This window comes from Rothia sp. HC945, assembly GCF_051370785.1.
Classification (GTDB): Bacteria; Actinomycetota; Actinomycetes; order Actinomycetales; family Micrococcaceae; genus Rothia.
This window is the reverse complement of sequence record NZ_JBFCSN010000001.1, coordinates 700,125-716,625: the sequence shown is the minus strand read 5'-3', so window position 1 is coordinate 716,625 and position 16,501 is coordinate 700,125. Positions and strand designations below refer to the sequence as shown.

The 16,501-nt window shown below is 63.4% G+C and carries 17 protein-coding genes; 15 read left to right on the top strand and 2 right to left on the bottom strand.

Annotated elements, in window-relative coordinates:
• The first annotated feature begins 139 nt into the window (after positions 1-139).
• From AB0Y14_RS03145 to AB0Y14_RS03085, 13 genes are all read left to right on the top strand, one after another.
• Complete coding sequence (locus AB0Y14_RS03145; RefSeq protein ID WP_436587797.1) at positions 140-2,113, top strand: glycosyltransferase; 1,974 nt, start codon at positions 140-142, stop codon at positions 2,111-2,113.
• Positions 2,110-4,014 carry a polysaccharide biosynthesis protein gene (locus AB0Y14_RS03140; RefSeq protein WP_436587796.1) on the top strand — a complete coding sequence of 635 codons (1,905 nt, stop codon included), beginning with the start codon at positions 2,110-2,112 and terminating at the stop codon, positions 4,012-4,014. The genes AB0Y14_RS03145 and AB0Y14_RS03140 overlap by 4 nt, the downstream gene beginning before the upstream one ends.
• Positions 4,011-5,039 (top strand): MraY family glycosyltransferase, encoded by a 1,029-nt coding sequence (locus AB0Y14_RS03135; protein WP_436587795.1) that lies wholly within the window; start codon positions 4,011-4,013, stop codon positions 5,037-5,039. The genes AB0Y14_RS03140 and AB0Y14_RS03135 overlap by 4 nt, the downstream gene beginning before the upstream one ends.
• A 167-nt stretch (positions 5,040-5,206) precedes the next feature.
• A complete protein-coding gene (locus AB0Y14_RS03130; protein WP_436587794.1) occupies positions 5,207-5,524 on the top strand; it encodes a hypothetical protein in 318 nt (105 codons plus the stop codon).
• On the top strand, positions 5,521-5,802 hold the full coding sequence (locus AB0Y14_RS03125) for a hypothetical protein (protein WP_436587793.1): 282 nt from the start codon (positions 5,521-5,523) through the stop codon (positions 5,800-5,802). Before AB0Y14_RS03130 ends, AB0Y14_RS03125 begins: the two co-directional genes overlap by 4 nt.
• Before the next feature lie 155 nt (positions 5,803-5,957).
• Positions 5,958-6,692, top strand: coding sequence for a F0F1 ATP synthase subunit A (gene atpB / locus AB0Y14_RS03120; RefSeq protein WP_436588811.1), 735 nt, complete (start codon positions 5,958-5,960; stop codon positions 6,690-6,692).
• 115 nt (positions 6,693-6,807) lie between these two features.
• Positions 6,808-7,017 carry an ATP synthase F0 subunit C gene (gene atpE, locus AB0Y14_RS03115; RefSeq protein WP_129314164.1) on the top strand — a complete coding sequence of 70 codons (210 nt, stop codon included), beginning with the start codon at positions 6,808-6,810 and terminating at the stop codon, positions 7,015-7,017.
• A gap of 52 nt (positions 7,018-7,069) precedes the next feature.
• The gene (locus AB0Y14_RS03110) at positions 7,070-7,621 is read left to right on the top strand and encodes a F0F1 ATP synthase subunit B (RefSeq protein WP_436587792.1); all 552 of its coding nucleotides are present in this window, start codon (positions 7,070-7,072) and stop codon (positions 7,619-7,621) included.
• The gene (locus AB0Y14_RS03105; RefSeq protein ID WP_436587791.1) at positions 7,621-8,439 is read left to right on the top strand and encodes a F0F1 ATP synthase subunit delta; all 819 of its coding nucleotides are present in this window, start codon (positions 7,621-7,623) and stop codon (positions 8,437-8,439) included. Before AB0Y14_RS03110 ends, AB0Y14_RS03105 begins: the two co-directional genes overlap by 1 nt.
• A gap of 144 nt (positions 8,440-8,583) precedes the next feature.
• The gene (gene atpA, locus AB0Y14_RS03100; RefSeq protein WP_436587790.1) at positions 8,584-10,221 is read left to right on the top strand and encodes a F0F1 ATP synthase subunit alpha; all 1,638 of its coding nucleotides are present in this window, start codon (positions 8,584-8,586) and stop codon (positions 10,219-10,221) included.
• A gap of 60 nt (positions 10,222-10,281) precedes the next feature.
• Complete coding sequence (locus AB0Y14_RS03095) at positions 10,282-11,211, top strand: F0F1 ATP synthase subunit gamma (protein WP_436587789.1); 930 nt, start codon at positions 10,282-10,284, stop codon at positions 11,209-11,211.
• 69 nt (positions 11,212-11,280) lie between these two features.
• Positions 11,281-12,741, top strand: coding sequence for a F0F1 ATP synthase subunit beta (gene atpD, locus AB0Y14_RS03090; protein WP_436587788.1), 1,461 nt, complete (start codon positions 11,281-11,283; stop codon positions 12,739-12,741).
• Between the two features lie 2 nt (positions 12,742-12,743).
• Complete coding sequence (locus AB0Y14_RS03085) at positions 12,744-13,010, top strand: F0F1 ATP synthase subunit epsilon (protein ID WP_436587787.1); 267 nt, start codon at positions 12,744-12,746, stop codon at positions 13,008-13,010.
• An 87-nt stretch (positions 13,011-13,097) separates the two neighbouring features.
• Here the strand turns inward: AB0Y14_RS03085 and nucS are convergent, their stop codons facing one another.
• Positions 13,098-13,793, bottom strand: a complete 696-nt coding sequence (gene nucS / locus AB0Y14_RS03080) for an endonuclease NucS (protein ID WP_436587786.1) — start codon at positions 13,791-13,793, stop codon at positions 13,098-13,100.
• Between the two features lie 60 nt (positions 13,794-13,853).
• Between nucS and AB0Y14_RS03075 the strand changes: the two genes are divergently transcribed.
• Both AB0Y14_RS03075 and AB0Y14_RS03070 read left to right on the top strand, forming a co-directional pair.
• Positions 13,854-14,189 carry an ATP/GTP-binding protein gene (locus tag AB0Y14_RS03075; protein ID WP_436587785.1) on the top strand — a complete coding sequence of 112 codons (336 nt, stop codon included), beginning with the start codon at positions 13,854-13,856 and terminating at the stop codon, positions 14,187-14,189.
• 85 nt (positions 14,190-14,274) lie between these two features.
• Complete coding sequence (locus AB0Y14_RS03070) at positions 14,275-15,066, top strand: alpha/beta hydrolase (protein WP_436587784.1); 792 nt, start codon at positions 14,275-14,277, stop codon at positions 15,064-15,066.
• Between the two features lie 20 nt (positions 15,067-15,086).
• Here AB0Y14_RS03070 and AB0Y14_RS03065 read toward each other — a convergent pair whose 3' ends face one another.
• Complete coding sequence (locus tag AB0Y14_RS03065) at positions 15,087-16,448, bottom strand: AI-2E family transporter (RefSeq protein ID WP_436587783.1); 1,362 nt, start codon at positions 16,446-16,448, stop codon at positions 15,087-15,089.
• Positions 16,449-16,501: the final 53 nt, after the last annotated feature.

Genomic DNA, 16,501 nt, shown 5'->3' with positions numbered 1-16,501 from the left:
CCATGGGTGCAATCCTCGCACCTTCTGGACACCACCTTACTGACCGAATCGCCCTAACTTCACCTGACGGGCCTGCGGGCCGCAGGAAGGAAGACCAGCTCGTGTCGTCGGATCGACGAGCACGAGGGGAGAGGAAAGAGTGCAGCCGAACAGCGATGCCGGACCGGGAGACACCCCGAGCCCACGAGTGGTTGCCGTAGTGGTGACCTACAACCGTCTCCATCTGCTGAGAACCACTCTCTCGGGCATCGCCGGGGGCCGCGTCGTTCCGGACCAGGTCGTGCTCGTCGACAATGCCTCGGCCGACGGCACGCCGGAATTCCTCGAGGAATTGGACTACAGCCTGCCGATGGATGTTGTCAGGCTGAGAGACAACCTCGGGGGCGCCGGCGGGTTCACGGTGGGCATTGACCGCGCCCTCGCCGTTCACGACGCCGACCTGGTGTGGGTCATGGACGACGACACCGAACCCCTGACCGAGACCCTGGCGGAATCCGTGGCCGCTTGGTCCTCCTACGCGGAAGCCCCCGAGGAGCGGCCCGCGTTCGTGGCAAGCAACGTGGTGTGGACGGATGGCCGCGAGCACCCCATGAACTCCATGATCCAACGCATCGGGGCCACGCCCGGGCAGAAGGCGCGGGCTGCTGCCGTCGGCGGAACGACGATTCGCTCGGGATCCTTCGTCTCGCTCCTGATGGACGCGGCGGCCATGCGGAGAATCGGTTTGCCCTGGGCGGACTACTTCATTTGGAACGACGATTTCGAGTATTCGACCAGGCTCGCGAGGTTCCGCGACGCAGTGTCGCTGCCGGCATCCGTGGTCGTGCATCACACAAAGACGTTCGGTACCACGGACGCGGATCCCGGGCCCCGGTTCTACAACGACGTCCGGAACAAACTCTGGGTCTTCACTCGCAGCCAGTCCCTGGCTCCTTGGGAAAAGATTCTGTACGCGGGAGCCACCGGCCGGCTGTGGCTGCGGACCTTCCGCAACAGCGAGGACAGAAGGGTGGTACTGCGGTACCTTTCCCAGGGCGTTCGCGATGCCCTGCGCGCACCCCGGAACAACGAGGAGGTCCTCGGGGGAAGCTACGACCTGGGCACCCACACTGCGCCCCAGGGCTCCTCGGATGCAGACCCGGTGCACGGCGTCGAACCGACCGGAAACAATAAACCTGACCATGAACATGAAGGTTTCTCCCTTCTTATGCCGGTCTACCACGGTGATACTCCGGAGGGTCTGCGGCGGGCCATCGTCTCGAACGTCCATGAGCAGACCCTGCCGCCGACCGAAGTGGTGCTGGTCATCGATGGGCCAGTCGGCCCCGATCTCGAGGAGACTGTTCGGGCATCCGTCCGGGGTATCGAGCAGAAGGGGATCGCCGTCTCCGTGAAGAGGCTCGGTCGCAACGGTGGATTGGCGAATGCCCTCAACGTGGGGTTGAAGCTTTGCTCTTGCCGCGTGGTAGCTCGGGCCGACGCGGACGATGAGTCCTTGCCCCAACGTTTCGAAACGGTGGTTCCTTCCGTGAGGGACGGGCGATTCCATGCCGTGGGCTCGGCGATGTTCGAGATGGACGAATTATTCACCGAGATTCAATCTGTACGTGAAGTTCAAACTAGGCCGGAAGAGATTCGTCGAATTGCCGCACTGCGCAACCCGTTGTGTCATCCCACGGTGGTATTCGATTCCGAAGCGGTGGGTGCCGTCGGAGGCTACGAGCCAATCCCCGGGGCGGAGGACTACGGGCTGTGGGCGAGGATGCTCGAGGCCGGATACGCGGTAGGGAACTTCGCCGAGCCGCTCGTGAAATACAGGGCCGGTCGCGCCTCCTGGGATCGCCGGGGAGGCTGGGGCGCGGCCCGGAGGGAACTGATTCTCCAGAGGCATCTGCGTGCCGCCGGTTTCATCGGCCCCGTTCGGTGGGCGCGTAATGTGGTGGTGCGCGCCGGGTACCGCCTCGTTCCGAGATCGGTGAGGATCGGCGCATACCGCGCGCTCATTGGTTCCCGGGGCTCGCGCGACCCCGAAGGCACGAAAGGGCCGACCCGGGAGTCGCGGATGTCCCGCGGTGCCCATGACCCGCTACAGGAAGGAAGCCACTTCGAATGAGCGGTTCCGAGCAGTATGGTGACCGGTCGAGCACCGGTTACGAGCGTCCACGGTTCTGGATCCTGACCCAGATCTGTCTGGACGCCCTGGCGTGGGTCGTGGCGGTTCTACTGAGTCTTTTCCTGCGGTACGAGATGGACTACAAGCTGGTCCACGTGCCGGGACTGGTGCTGGTGTGCGTCGTCGCCGTGGCTGCCCAACTCATTGTCGGCAGCCTCTTTGCGCTGTATCGGGGGCGGTACAGCTTCGGCAGCTTCGACGAGGCCAAGGCCCTCATGCTGGTGACGGTCATCGTCACCTCGCTGGTCCAGATCGTGTTGCTGATTTTCGGCGTCTCGTTGCACATGCCCCGGTCGATCCCCCTCATCGCCTTCCCGTTCGCGCTGTTGTTCATGGCCGCGGTCCGCTACTTGAAGCGCATGTACGTCGAATCCAAGTCGAAGCCCAGCGCACATGCGCCGCATGCGGTCGTGTACGGTGCGGGGTTCCTGGCCAACACCCTCATTACCCAGATGGTGCAGGACAAGGATTCCCCGTACCTTCCGGTGGCCCTGATCGACGACGACCCCGCGAAGAAGCACCTGCGCATCAACTCGGTTCCGGTTTCGGGCAATATCACGAACCTGCGTCAGGTCATGAGGCGCTCCAACGCGAACGTGCTCATCATCGCCATGGCCAACGTGAAGTCTTCGCTCATGACGCGGGTCAATGAGGAACTCGACGGCATGGACGTTCGGATCCTGACGGCGCCCCCCTTGCGAGATGTCTTCGGGAACACCGCCGGCAGCACCCTCGACCTGCGCGATATCAGGCTCGAGGACATCGTGGGTCAGCGCGCCGTCGACATCAATGTCGAAGGCATCGCCAAGTACCTCACGGACAAGCGGGTCCTGGTGACCGGGGCGGGTGGCTCCATCGGGTCGGAGTTGTGTCGCCAGATCGCGCACTTCTCGCCCGCGGAACTGATCATGCTGGATCGCGACGAATCGGCGCTCCAGGCCACGCAGATATCCATGACCGGTCGAGGGCTCCTGGACGGTCAGGACACGGTGTTGGCCGATATCAGGGACCAGGAGGCCCTCTCCGGGATCTTTGCCCTCAGAAGGCCGCAGGTGGTTTTCCACGCCGCGGCGCTCAAGCACGTCTCCCTGCTGGAGCAGTATCCGAACGAGGCCTGGCAGACCAATGTCGAGGGTTCCCGCAACGTGCTCCAGGCGGCGGCATCGGTCGACGTCGAGGTGTTCGTCAACGTCTCCACCGACAAGGCGGCCGACCCCACCACGGTCCTGGGGCATTCCAAACGCATGGCCGAACAGATGACCGCGTGGATGGGCAATCACACCGACGGCCGGTACGCCTCGGTGCGCTTCGGCAACGTCTTCGGATCCCGAGGGTCGATGCTGCCTCTGTTTACCGAACAGATACGCCGTGGTGGCCCGATCACCGTCACCGACAAGGACGCCACCCGGTACTTCATGACCATCCCCGAAGCGTGCCAGCTGGTGATTCAGGCCGGAGCCATCGGGGCGCCGGGTGAGGTGCTCATCCTGGACATGGGTCAACCGGTGCGCATCTACGACGTGGCTCGGCATCTGATCCAGATGAGCGGTAGGAACGACATCGAGATCGTGTTCACAGGCTTGCGTCAGGGGGAGAAGCTGCACGAGGACCTCGTCGGCGCCGGGGAAATCGGCACACACCGCGGGCATCCTCAGATTTCTCACACCCAGTCCGTCCAGCTCGATCCCGAGAGCTTGGACCGCCACGAATGGAAGGTTCGCGGCAACATCCCGACGACGCAAGAGATACCCGTGATCTCGCCGCCCGAGAGCGACACGGCCGCGAATCCTTCCGACCTGCCGGACGTCGATGCTGACGGCGAGAGGGGAGAGACGGCGTGATCGAGACGACGTCGCCCGGACTGACCCAGTTCCTTGTCCCAGGACTCGTGGCCCTGGCGCTCGGGCTCGTCCTGCCCCTGGCCATTCTGCCGTTCCTGCGCTGGCTCGGGATCGTGGACGTTCCAGGCCACAGGTCCTCCCACACGGTTCCGACGGTCCGAGGCATGGGGCTGGCAACTGCCCTCGCCGCGCTGCTCTCGCTGGGCGTCAGCGCGGTCATGGCGCTCGTCGACGTCGATCGTTCCGTCATGGTCACCGTGGTCGTCGGGATGATCTGTTCCGCGGCCCTCGGGTGGATCGAGGATTACCAGGGGCTGCCGGTGCGATCCAGGGCGGGGTTCCAGCTGCTCATCGGGCTTGCCATCACCTCGGCCCTGACCTTCGTCCTGGGGACGCCCGCCTGGTGGATTCCCGTCGGAATGCTCGCGATCGCCGGTTACATCAACGTCGCCAACTTCATGGACGGGCTCAACGGAATCTCGGGGCTCCACGGCCTCGTGGTCGGCGCGGCCTACGCCTATGCGGGGTGGGCCACCAACCTGACGTGGCTCGTGGTGTGCGGTATCGCGATCGCGGGCGCCTTCCTGGCTTTTCTCCCCTGGAATCTGCTGGGCAAGCGCGTGTTCCTGGGGGACACGGGATCGTATTTTCTCGGCGGGGCCATCGCGTGCTGCGCGGTCGGTGCGTTTCTGTCCAATATCTATGTCGAGTACATCCTTTCCCCGCTCATCATCTACCTTGCAGATACCGGATTCACCCTGGTCAAAAGGATCTATCGGGGTGAGGCGTGGTACCAGCCCCATCGGCAGCACGTGTACCAACAGCTGGCCGATTTGGGCTTCGGGCACATCGGTTCTGCCCTGACCGTGACGGCAGCGACCCTCGCGGTCACCATCATCACCGTGCTTGCCCTGCCCTTCGAGGTCGACGGGCTGATGTGGATGGGACTGCTCGTGGTCTGCATCGTGGTTCTGTACCTCGCGCTCCCTGTCATTATCGGCCGAATCCTGGGCCGCCGGCGATGAGGCGTCTCCCATGGCTTCGGTATGACAGGCATACAAACACTCCGGGGCGAGCCCTGAGCGAGGCCGCCCTGGGTAACGTTTGCCTTGCGGGTGTAATCTTCGTCACAATCGCGGCACTTTGTGACGCGCCCCGCGCGGCGCCGGCAGCGGCGTTCGGCGCGGGGATTGTGGTTCTCGCCTCAGCGGTCGCGTGGCTGCTGAGCGTGGTGGTCGCCCGCCTCGAGCAGGACCCCGCGCTGTACCTGCTGATTGGCTATGTCCTCAAGATCATGATCGGCGGCGCCTTGTTGTTGCTGGTCCCGTTCCCACAAGGGTGGTCCGGGGGATGGGCTCTGTCCGGCGCGATCATCGGCGTCGTCGCGGTCCTGGGCACCCAACTATGGGTCATCCGCCGACTCCGGATACCATATTTCTCAACGGTCGAATCGTTGCCCGATCGGCACGACGAGGCCTTGGACCACGATGAGGACGGTAGGAATCTATGACCTCGGACCGACGGAACGGTGCTGCGCGCCGCGGCGACCAGCCGGATCGGAAGGACCTGCGCAACGCGGGGGACCTGGTCCAGCAAGGTGGGTTGTCCGGCGCGGTCATGATTCTCGTTTACCTCGTGATCGGTACGGCCTTCTGGAGTTTGGTAGGCTTTTTGCTGGATCGCTTGCTGGGAACGCACTGGATAGTGTGGCTCGGCGCTGGCATAGGGGCCTCCGCCGGCTTGTACCTGGTGTACCTCCATATGCGGCCGCAGGACCGCGACGAATAGTCGCTGACAGACCTCCCTCAAGCAACTGACCGAATACTTGATCGAGGCCTTGAGCAAGCTCTGGCTTCGAGGACGCTAACCTTCCTGAGAAAGGACACGCCTTGCTGGAAACCGGGCACGTCGTCGCGGAATATCAGGCCCCCACGATCGAGGACATGCATCTGCCTGATCTGTTCCACATCGGCAGCTTCGGCTTCGGCAAGCAGATGCTCCTGATGCTGTTGGCGGTTGCCGTGGTGGCCGTTTTCTTCATGGTCGCCGGCCGACGTCGCTCGATGGTTCCCGGGAAACTCCAGTTCGCCGGAGAAATGGGCTATGGCTTCGTCAGGAACTCGCTGGCGAAGGACATCATCGGTGTTCACCACTTCAAGCCCTTCGTCCCGCTCCTGTTCGCATCCTTCTTCTTCATCCTGGTCAACAACCTCTGGGGATCCATCCCGTTCCTGCAGTTGCCCACGTTCTCCCACGCGGGCAGCGCCTACTTCATGGCCGGATTCGCCTACCTCTGCTGGATTGCTGCGGGCATCAAGAACAAGGGCCTCGGCGGCTTTCTGAAGGCCATGACCATGCCCTCGGGAGTTCCCCCCGTTTTCTACGTCATTCTGATTCCGATCGAGTTCCTCTCGAACCTGATCATCCGGCCGATCACCCACTCCCTGCGTCTCTTCGCCACGATGTTCGCCGGACACATGGCCATCATGGTGGCCGCGAGCCTCACTGCCTTCCTGATTCAGGAAGTCGGCGGTTTCGGGATTGTGGCTTCGCTGTTCTCCGGCGTCTTCGGAATCTTCCTGTTCTTCCTGGAGCTGCTCATTCAGGCCATCCAGGCATACGTTTTCACGCTTCTGTTCGCGGTCTACCTCCAGGGAGCCGTGGCCGAAGCACACTAGAATTCCGGGGAAACCTGGATCTGGGTCCCGCCCTGACATGAGCGGGCCCACCGCCATAGACATGCCCTTGCGGCACATAGAGCCCGGCATCGGGCATCACGAAAGGAAAAAGCCAATGGAAATCACAGGTTCGCTCAGCGCCATCGGTTACGGTCTCGCAGCCATCGGCGGCGGTGTCGGCGTCGGCCTCATCTTCGCGGCCTACATGACCTCCGTTGCACGCCAGCCCGAGTCCCAGCGCGTCCTGCAGCCCATGCTGTTCCTGGGCTTCGCCGTGGTCGAGGCTCTCGCGATTCTTGGTCTGGTTCTGGCATTCATCCAGTAGCGCCAACCGGTTGCTCAATCCAAGACAGAACTAGAGAACAGGAATCTCCTTTATGTCACTCTTGATGGCAGCGGAAGAGGGTGCAAGCCCTCTTCGCCCTGACTGGTGGGAAGTTCTCATCACCGGCCTCGGGTTCCTGATCCTTCTGTACATCGTCGTCAAGTTCATCGCCCCGACCTTCGAGAAGATCTACCAGGATCGCAAGGAGGCAATCGAGGGTGGATTGGCCAAGGCCGAAAAGGCCCAGGCCGAGGCTGCGGCTGCTCGTGAGGAGTACAACCAGCAGCTGGAGTCGGCTCGACTCGAAGCGCAGAAGATCCGCGAGGACGCTCGTGTGGAAGGCGAACAGATCGTCGCCGAACACAAGGAGCGTGCCGCTACCGAGGCGGCGAGGATCACCGAGAATGCGCAGAAGACCATTCAGGCCGAACGTTCGGCCGCGTTGGTTTCCCTGCGCACCGAGGTGGGCACCCTGGCCACCGAACTCGCCAGCAAGATCGTTGGGGAGTCGTTGAACGACGACGAACGCTCCAACCGCGTGGTGGACCGCTTCCTGGCCGACCTTGAGTCGTCCCAGCAACGAAGTGCAGGTGCGACCAAGTAATGGCAGGCGTATCGACTGAATCACTCACGAAGCTGAGCCGGCTGTTCGAGCAGCGTTTCTCCTCCGAGGCCAATGCCTCGATGAGCGAGGAGCTCTTCTCGGTCGCCGATCTGGTGGACAACAACGGGGCACTGCGCCGCGGACTGACCGACCCCTCGCGAGAGCAGGAAGTGCGCGGCAAGATCGCCTCTTCGGTTCTGGAGGACAAGGTCTACCCGGCCGTGCGGGAATCCGTGGCACGCGCGGCGGAGGCTCGTTGGTCTGCCGAGCGGGATCTCGGCGATGCACTGGAACACCTTGGGGTGCTCGCGGCGGCCTTCGCTGCGGAGAACCGTGCCGGCAAGGACGCACTCTCCGACGTGGTCGATGACGTTCTGGGCTTCTCCAAAGCGGTCCAGGCATCTCCGGAGATCCAGACGGCATTGACCGACCAGCGTGCGGACGCATCGGCAAAGAAGCAGTTGGCCGCGCGAGTCAGTCCCGCCAGGACCGAGGAAGGCCGTCTGCTGATCGATCAGGTCGTGGAGCACCCGCGAGGGGTTCTTCCGGCTGACCTTGCCGAGAAGTTCGCGGGAATCCTGGTGTCTCTTTCGCAGCGTTTCATTGCGAAGGTCACGACCAGCGTTCCCCTCGACGACCAGAGGCTCGATCGCCTCGAGAAGGCCATCTCCGGCGTCTACCAGCGGGACATGACCCTCGACGTCACGGTGGACCCGGACGTCGTCGGCGGTCTCAAGGTTCAGGTTGGGGACGAAGTCATCGACGGAACCATGTCCACCCGCATCGCGAATTTGGACCAGACACTGTCTGCCTCGTGACGACCGCCCGCAGCGATTCAGTCTGATACACAGTTGGATCACTCGTGAGGCCGACCGGAATTCACGGTGCGATCCACCCCCATACACGTACACTCGGTTCCAACAGCACGTGGGACCACCAACCAAGGAGAGCAGGGACACAAGATGGCCGATTTGACCATCAATGCCGATGATGTCCGCAGCGCGCTCGACGAGTTCGCGGCATCGTACGAACCCGGCGACGCACAGCGAGTTGAAGTCGGACGCGTCAGAAGCGCAGCTGATGGCATCGCCCGTGTCGAGGGCCTTCCCTCGGTCATGGCGAACGAGCTTCTTCGCTTCGAGGACGGAACGCTGGGCCTGGCCCAGAGCCTCGACACGCGGGACATCGGAGCGATCGTACTTGGCGATTTCGCCGGCATTGAAGAAGGACAGGAAGTTCATCGAACCGGGGAAGTCCTTTCGGTTCCCGTGGGCGATGCATTCTTGGGCCGTGTCGTCGACCCGTTGGGCCAGCCGATCGATGATCTGGGACCCGTCGAGTCGGAAGGTCGCCGTGCCCTGGAACTCCAGGCGCCGGGCGTTACGCAGCGCAAGTCGGTCCATGAGCCCCTGCAGACCGGTACCAAGGCCATCGACGCCATGATCCCGATCGGCCGGGGACAGCGTCAGCTGATCATCGGTGACCGCCAGACCGGTAAGACCGCCCTCGGCGTGGATGCCATCCTTAACCAGAAGGACAACTGGGAATCGGGGGACGTCAACAAGCAGGTACGTTGCATCTACGTCGCCGTCGGCCAGAAGGCATCGACGATCGCCTCGGTCCGCCAGACCCTCGAAGAGAACGGCGCCCTCGAGTACACCACGATCGTTGCCTCCCCGGCATCCGACGCTGCTGGTTTCAAGTATCTGGCTCCCTACGCCGGTTCTGCGATCGGTCAGCACTGGATGTACGGCGGCAAGCACGTGCTCATTGTCTTCGATGACCTCTCCAAGCAGGCTGAGGCCTACCGTGCGGTGTCTCTCCTCCTGCGTCGTCCTCCGGGACGCGAGGCCTACCCGGGTGACGTCTTCTACCTGCACTCCCGCTTGCTGGAGCGTTGCGCCAAGCTCTCGGACGAGCTCGGCGCGGGGTCGATGACCGGTTTGCCGATCATCGAGACCAAGGCGAACGACGTCTCGGCCTTCATTCCGACCAACGTCATTTCGATTACCGACGGTCAGATCTTCCTCCAGTCGGACCTCTTCAACTCGAACCAGCGCCCGGCGGTCGACGTCGGCGTCTCGGTCTCGCGTGTGGGCGGCTCCGCACAGATCAAGGCGATGAAGAAGGTCTCCGGCACGCTCAAGCTGGACCTTGCCCAGTACCGGTCGATGCAGGCGTTCGCGATGTTCGCCTCCGACCTGGACGAGGTGTCTCGTCGTCAGCTCGTCCGGGGTGCACGTCTCATGGAGCTGCTCCGTCAGCCCCAGTACACCCCGTACCCCGTCGAAGAGCAGGTCGTCTCGATCTGGGCCGGAACCAAGGGACATCTCGATGACCTCGAGGTTTCCCAGGTGCTGGACTTCGAGGAGCGCTTCATCGACCACCTGCGCCGGCAGACCAATGTGCTGAACAGCATTCGGGATACCGGAAAGCTCGAGGACGACGCTATCTCCGCCCTGCAGACTGCGGTCGAGAGCGTCAAGCGCGACTTCACGGCGGGCCAGAACAACGGCTCGGGTTCGGTGCAGGCCGGGAACGAGGAGGCCACTCCCGTGAACGATGCGGACGTTGATCAGGAACAGATCGTCAAGCGATAAGACCTGAGGGTACGCGGTCCCGGAAGGGACCGCGTACCGTCCGGGCTGAAAGGAAGCTCTATGGGAGCCCAGATCAGGGTTTACCGTCGGAAGATTGCTTCGACGTCGTCCATGAAGAAGATCTTCAAGGCGATGGAGATGATCGCGACTTCCCGCATCAACCGTGCCCGCAGGCGCTCGAACGAGACCGGTCCCTACGCAAACGCCCTGACCAGGGCCGTCAGCGCAGTGGCCACCCAGACGTCGATCACGCACCCGCTCATCAGCGATGGATCGGAATCACGCCGGTCCGCCGTTCTGGTCATGACGAGTGACATGGGCAAGGCCGGGTCCTACTCCGTCAACGCGATCAAGAAGGCCGAAGGCCTCATCGAACGGTTGCGGCAGGATGGTCGTGAGGTCGAGCTCTACATCGTCGGGCGCAAGGCTCAGCAGTACTACGATTTCCGCAACCGTACCTACGAGAAGGTGTGGACGGGGGACACGGACAATCCCCACGTCGAGACGGCGCGGGAGATCGGCGAGGTTCTCCTGGACCGTTACTCGACACCGTACGAGGAAGGCGGTGTGGACGATCTGCACATCGTCTACACGCAGTTCCAGTCGATGGTCTCCCAAGAGCCGAAGATTCTCCGGTTGCTGCCCTTGACCGTCGTGGACGCCAAGGAGATGGGCGAGGAGATCGTGCCGGGCGAGGACGTCAGCGAGGACGAGTTCGAGAACGCCGCGTCCTTCGAGTTCGAGCCGAGCGCGGAGGAAGTCCTCGACCAATTGTTGCCCAGGTACATCGAGACGCGGATTTTCTCCTGCCTGCTCCAGGCGGCCGCGAGCGAATTGGCGTCCCGCCAGCGCGCGATGAAGGCCGCGGGCGACAACGCCGACGATCTCGTCAAGCAGTACACACGACTGATGAACAACGCCCGCCAGGCTGAGGTCACCCAGGAGCTCAGCGAGATCGTTGCGGGTGCCGATTCCTTGGCCGCCTCCTGACCATCCCATCCACAGACACCACGTACAGAACGTGCGCACAGAGATTTCTGCGAAGAGGTAAGTGAAAGAATGACAGCCACCATGAACGAATCGACCAACGCGTCGGTCCAGGGCGGCGTCGGACGCGTAGCTCGAGTGATCGGCCCCGTGGTCGACGTCGAGTTCCCGGCCGGCCAGGTCCCCGACATCTACAACGCTCTGACCACCGAGCTGGCCATCGGCGGACAGACCAAGAAGATCACCTTCGAGGTTGCCCAGCACCTCGGTGACAACCTGGTCCGCGCGATTTCCCTGCAGCAGACCGACGGACTGGTCCGTGGCACCCCGGTTCAGGACACCGGGGCAGCCATCTCCGTCCCCGTCGGTGATGGTGTCAAGGGGCACATCTTCAACGTTCTGGGCAATTCGCTCGACGTCGACGACGACCAGATCGAGGCCAGCGAGTTCTGGCCCATTCACCGCAAAGCGCCGAACTTCGCGCAGCTCGAAGGATCGACCCAGATGCTGGAGACCGGCATCAAGGTCATCGACCTGCTGACCCCCTACATCCAGGGCGGCAAGATCGGCCTGTTCGGCGGCGCCGGAGTGGGCAAGACCGTGCTGATCCAGGAAATGATCACCCGTGTTGCCCGCAACTTCGGCGGTACGTCGGTCTTCGCCGGCGTCGGCGAGCGTACCCGTGAAGGCAACGACCTCTGGGTCGAGATGGACGAGGCCGGCGTTCTCAAGGACACCGCCCTGGTCTTCGGCCAGATGGACGAGCCCCCGGGAACGCGTCTGCGCGTCGCCCTGAGCGGTCTGACCATGGCCGAGTACTTCCGCGACGTCAAGAACCAGGACGTGCTGCTGTTCATCGACAACATCTTCCGCTTCACCCAGGCGGGCTCCGAGGTTTCGACCCTTCTTGGTCGCATGCCCTCGGCAGTGGGCTACCAGCCGACCCTGGCCGATGAGATGGGCGTCCTCCAGGAGCGCATCACCTCGACCCGTGGCCACTCGATTACCTCGATGCAGGCGATCTACGTTCCCGCGGACGACTACACCGACCCGGCACCGGCCACGACGTTCGCTCACTTGGACGCGACCACCGAACTGTCCCGTGACATTGCCTCGCGCGGTCTGTACCCGGCCGTGGATCCGCTGACCTCGACGTCGCGAATCCTCGATCCCCAGTACATCGGCCAGGATCACTACGACACCGCTGTGCGCGTGAAGTCGATCCTGCAGGAGAACAAGGACCTGCAGGACATCATCGCGATCCTCGGTGTTGACGAGCTGTCCGAGGAGCAGAAGGTCGTCGTGTCGCGTGCACGCCGCATCGAGCAGTTCCTGTCCCAGAACACCTACACCGCCAAGCAGTTCACGGGTGTCGAGGGCTCGACCGTCAACATCAAGGACACGATCGAGGGCTTCACCGCGATCTGCGACGGCGAACTGGACCACGTCCCCGAGCAGGCCTTCTACAACGTCGGTGGCCTGGACGACGTCGAGCGTCAGTGGGCCGAGCTCAAGGAACAGGGCGGTAACTGATCATGGCATCCGTTCTGAAGGTAGAAGTGGTTTCCCGCGAGGCCGTCGTGTGGAAGGGCGAAGCCAAGTACGTGCGCGCCCGCACCGCCGCCGGTGACATCGGCGTTCTGGCGGGCCATGCGCCGACCCTCGCCCTCCTGGCGGAGGACGGGGAACTCGTGATCGACCCCGTTGACGGAGAACGGAAGACGGCTCGTCTGCAGGAAGGATTCCTCACGGTGTCCAACGACAGTGTCGTGATCGCTGCAACCAGCAGCTCCGATCTGTAGCAGCCCGCAACGCAGAAGTCGTTCGGAACGGACCAAGGGCCCGGCACTGACCACAGTGCCGGGCCCTTGGCGTACACCGCCTGCGATTCAGAACAGGCGGCCCTCGGAATCGTCGACGCCGCGCATCGCGTCGTAATCGAGGGTTACGCAGGCAATGCCGCGGTCCTCCGCGAGTGTCCGGGCCTGCGGCTTGATGAGCTGGGCCGCGAACATACCGCGCACCGGGGACAGGACGGGATCCCGGTTGAGCAGTTCGAGGTACCGAGTCAACTGCTCGACACCGTCAATGTCCCCGCGCCTCTTCAATTCGATGGCCACGGTGTGCCCGGTGGCATCGCGGGCGAGGATGTCCACGGGACCGATGGCCGTGGGATATTCCCTCCGGATCAGGCTGTACCCGTCGCCCAGCGTCTCGATCTGTTCCGCAAGCAGTCTCTGGAGATCCGCCTCGACGCCGTCCTTGATGAGCCCGGGATCCACCCCGAGCTGATGATCCGATTCGTGGTGCTTGGCAAAGATCCGAACCACGAGCCGGTCATCCGACTTGGCGGCCTGGACGATCCATCGCTCGACGGCTTCGTCGTCGAAGTCCTGGTCCTCGCGGGTCTCGATCCGGGTGGTCGCCGGTGGAGACATCCAATTCAGTGGCTTGTACGAACCACCGTCCGAGTGGACCAGCACGGATCCGTCGGCCTTGACCATGAGAAGGCGCGTGGCCAGGGGGAGATGGGCCTTGAGACGGCCTTCGTAATCTACGGAACAATCAGCTATTACTAGACGCACCCGGCTCACTCTACCGGGACCGCAGAACGGGCGCAGTTTCGCTTGTGCCACAATGATGACATGGCACGATCTCGGCGAAGCCCCCGGCGCACCCAGTCGGGGCACGGTAAGGCGGGTCCGAGCAAATGGCAGAGATTCTCCGGTTCCCCAGGAGGAGATATCTCACGGGCTCTGGACCCGGAACCCCGCGTCGAGAGGGATGAGCTCGGCGAATGGTTCGTGCGGTACGTCCCGGCGTCGGGAGCGAGGAAGCCGTATACCTGCCCGGGCTGTGGCCGGGGCATCGCCGTAGGGACGGCGCATTACGTCGTGTGGAAGAACGATCATCTCTTCGGTGACCAACGAGCGATCGAGGACCGTCGGCACTGGCACGCCCGGTGCTGGGAGATCCGCTGAACCGCGTCGTCGCGCGGGCGTGACGTCGCAACCCTCGACCTCCACGGAACCGTGCGGGGAACCGCCCGCCCGTAGAATCGAGAGCATGGCAACTTCACAACCTGCTCAAGCCGACGCCCACACCGATGGCCCCACCGAGATCGGGCCGACGACGGTCCTACCCGCCCGACGGGAGAACATTGAGTTCACGACCGACGACGGCAAGACCCTGGTCGGTGAGCTGGCCCTGCCGGAACACACCGACCCTGCCGCGATCCTGCTGTGCCTTCACCCTCTGCCCACGCACGGAGGCTTCATGGACTCCCACGTGTACAAGAAGGCCTCCTACCGGCTCCCCGCCCTGGCGCACCTCGGCGTGCTCCGTTTCAACACGCGCGGAACGAGCTCGCCGAGGGGCACCAGCGACGGTCAGTTCGAGGACGGCGTGGGTGAGCATGGTGACGTCCTGGCGGCGATGCGGTTCCTCCGCGATCGCGGATTTGCGAACATCTGGCTCGTGGGGTGGTCCTTCGGAACCGAGCTCGTGCTCCGATACGGTTCGAGGGGTCCCGTGGTGTCGCAGGTCAGTGGCGGGATTCTTCTCTCGCCGCCTTTGCATCGTGCGACCGAGGAGGATCTGGGTGCGTGGGCCGAGAGCGGTCTTCCCCTGACCGTGCTGGTTCCCGAGAAGGACGACTACCTGCAGCCCGATGCGGCTCGCGAACGGTTTGCCGCGATCCCGCAGGCCGAGGTCAAGGGAATCGACGGGGCCAAACACCTGTGGGTCGGTGAAAAATATGTCCGTCGCGCCCACGACGAGATCGTCTCGAGGGTCGCCGGTCGGCCTGTACGTCTTAAGACCACTTGGGAAGGCGAGGTCGGTACCGAGATGAACTAGTGTCCTGTCCTGGCCTGCCGCTACCTGCGGTCCTGACGGGGGATGAACACCTCGCGGATCAGAAGCATGGCCGAAGCCGCCACCGGAATCGCGATAATGGCACCGAGAACGCCCCACAGCGCTCCGCCTCCAGCGACGGCGATGACCGCGACGGAGCCGGGGACTGCCACGGCTTTGCTCATGATTCGGGGCGAAATGAAATAGGCCTCGATCTGCAGGTATGCGAAATAGCAGATGGCATAGACGGCTGCCGACTGCCACCCGTTCAACAGGGCGATGAAAGTGACGAGGATACCGGCAACGACGCCGCCCACCAGGGGGACGAAGGCCAGCAGCAGCACCACGAAGGCGCACAGCAGGGGGAAATTGACGCCGACAATGGACATGACAATCAGGGCAAATGTCGCGTTGAGCAGGGCAACGACGGCCTGGCCCATCACGTAGTTGCCCACGGACTGGGTGATCTTTTCCGTGAGTTCGGCGACGCGGCGACGTCGCGAACGGGGAGCCAGACGGATGCCCCAGGCCTTGATCGTCGGCAACGAGGTCACGAAGTACAGGGCCAGGAACATGACGATGAGGGTCCCCGTGATGACCTGGGCGACCGCTGACCCCGCGTTGATCAGGTTATTGAGAAAGTTCCCGATCAGGCTCGAATCGCTGAATGCCGTGTCGAAGAAGTTGCCGGCCTCGTTCTCTACCTTGTCCCGGATACCGAATTGGTCGTCCAACTCGCCCATGAACTTCGAGGACAGGAAATCGTCGAAGGTCTGGGGAAAGCCATTGATGAATCCCAGAGCCTGCCGGGCGATGCTCGGAATCACGACCGTCGCCATGAGCACCACGATGCCGGCGAACCCCAGGAGCACGATCGCGACGCCGCCGATGCGTGGCAGGCCCCTGGATTCGAACCACCGGACGATCGGGTCCAGACCGAGGGCGATGAACATCGCGCCCGTGATCCATCCGCCGAGGGCACCGACGTTGGCCGCGAGGTAGTAGACCAGCAGCGCCAGACCGACGCCTACGGTGACCAGGAAACCGAATTGGACGGGATTGCGGACCGGCATGGTCGCATCCATTGGTGTGGAGGCAGCCGTCGCCTGCCCTGGCTCTGCCTGGTCCGTCCCGGTCCTCGAGGCGTCGTCGAGCTCCTCGGACCCGCAATTCTCCGTCTCGGACGGGCCACCCGGGGGCATATCGTTGCTTGCCCTCCGGCCACTCGTTTCATCCTGCGGTACCTCGACATCGGGCAGACCGAATCGCGGGCGTGGCTTGGCCCCGGGGAAGGAGGGAGTGCCGCCCTTCCTTCCCAGCAGAGAACGCAACCGGCTCACTGTGCCTCGGCCCTGGGCCTTGTCCGGCCGTTTGCTGCCTGGCATGCAGCTCCTCTCTCCGACGACGGTCCTCCAGGATCGAGATTACCCGGACGGCG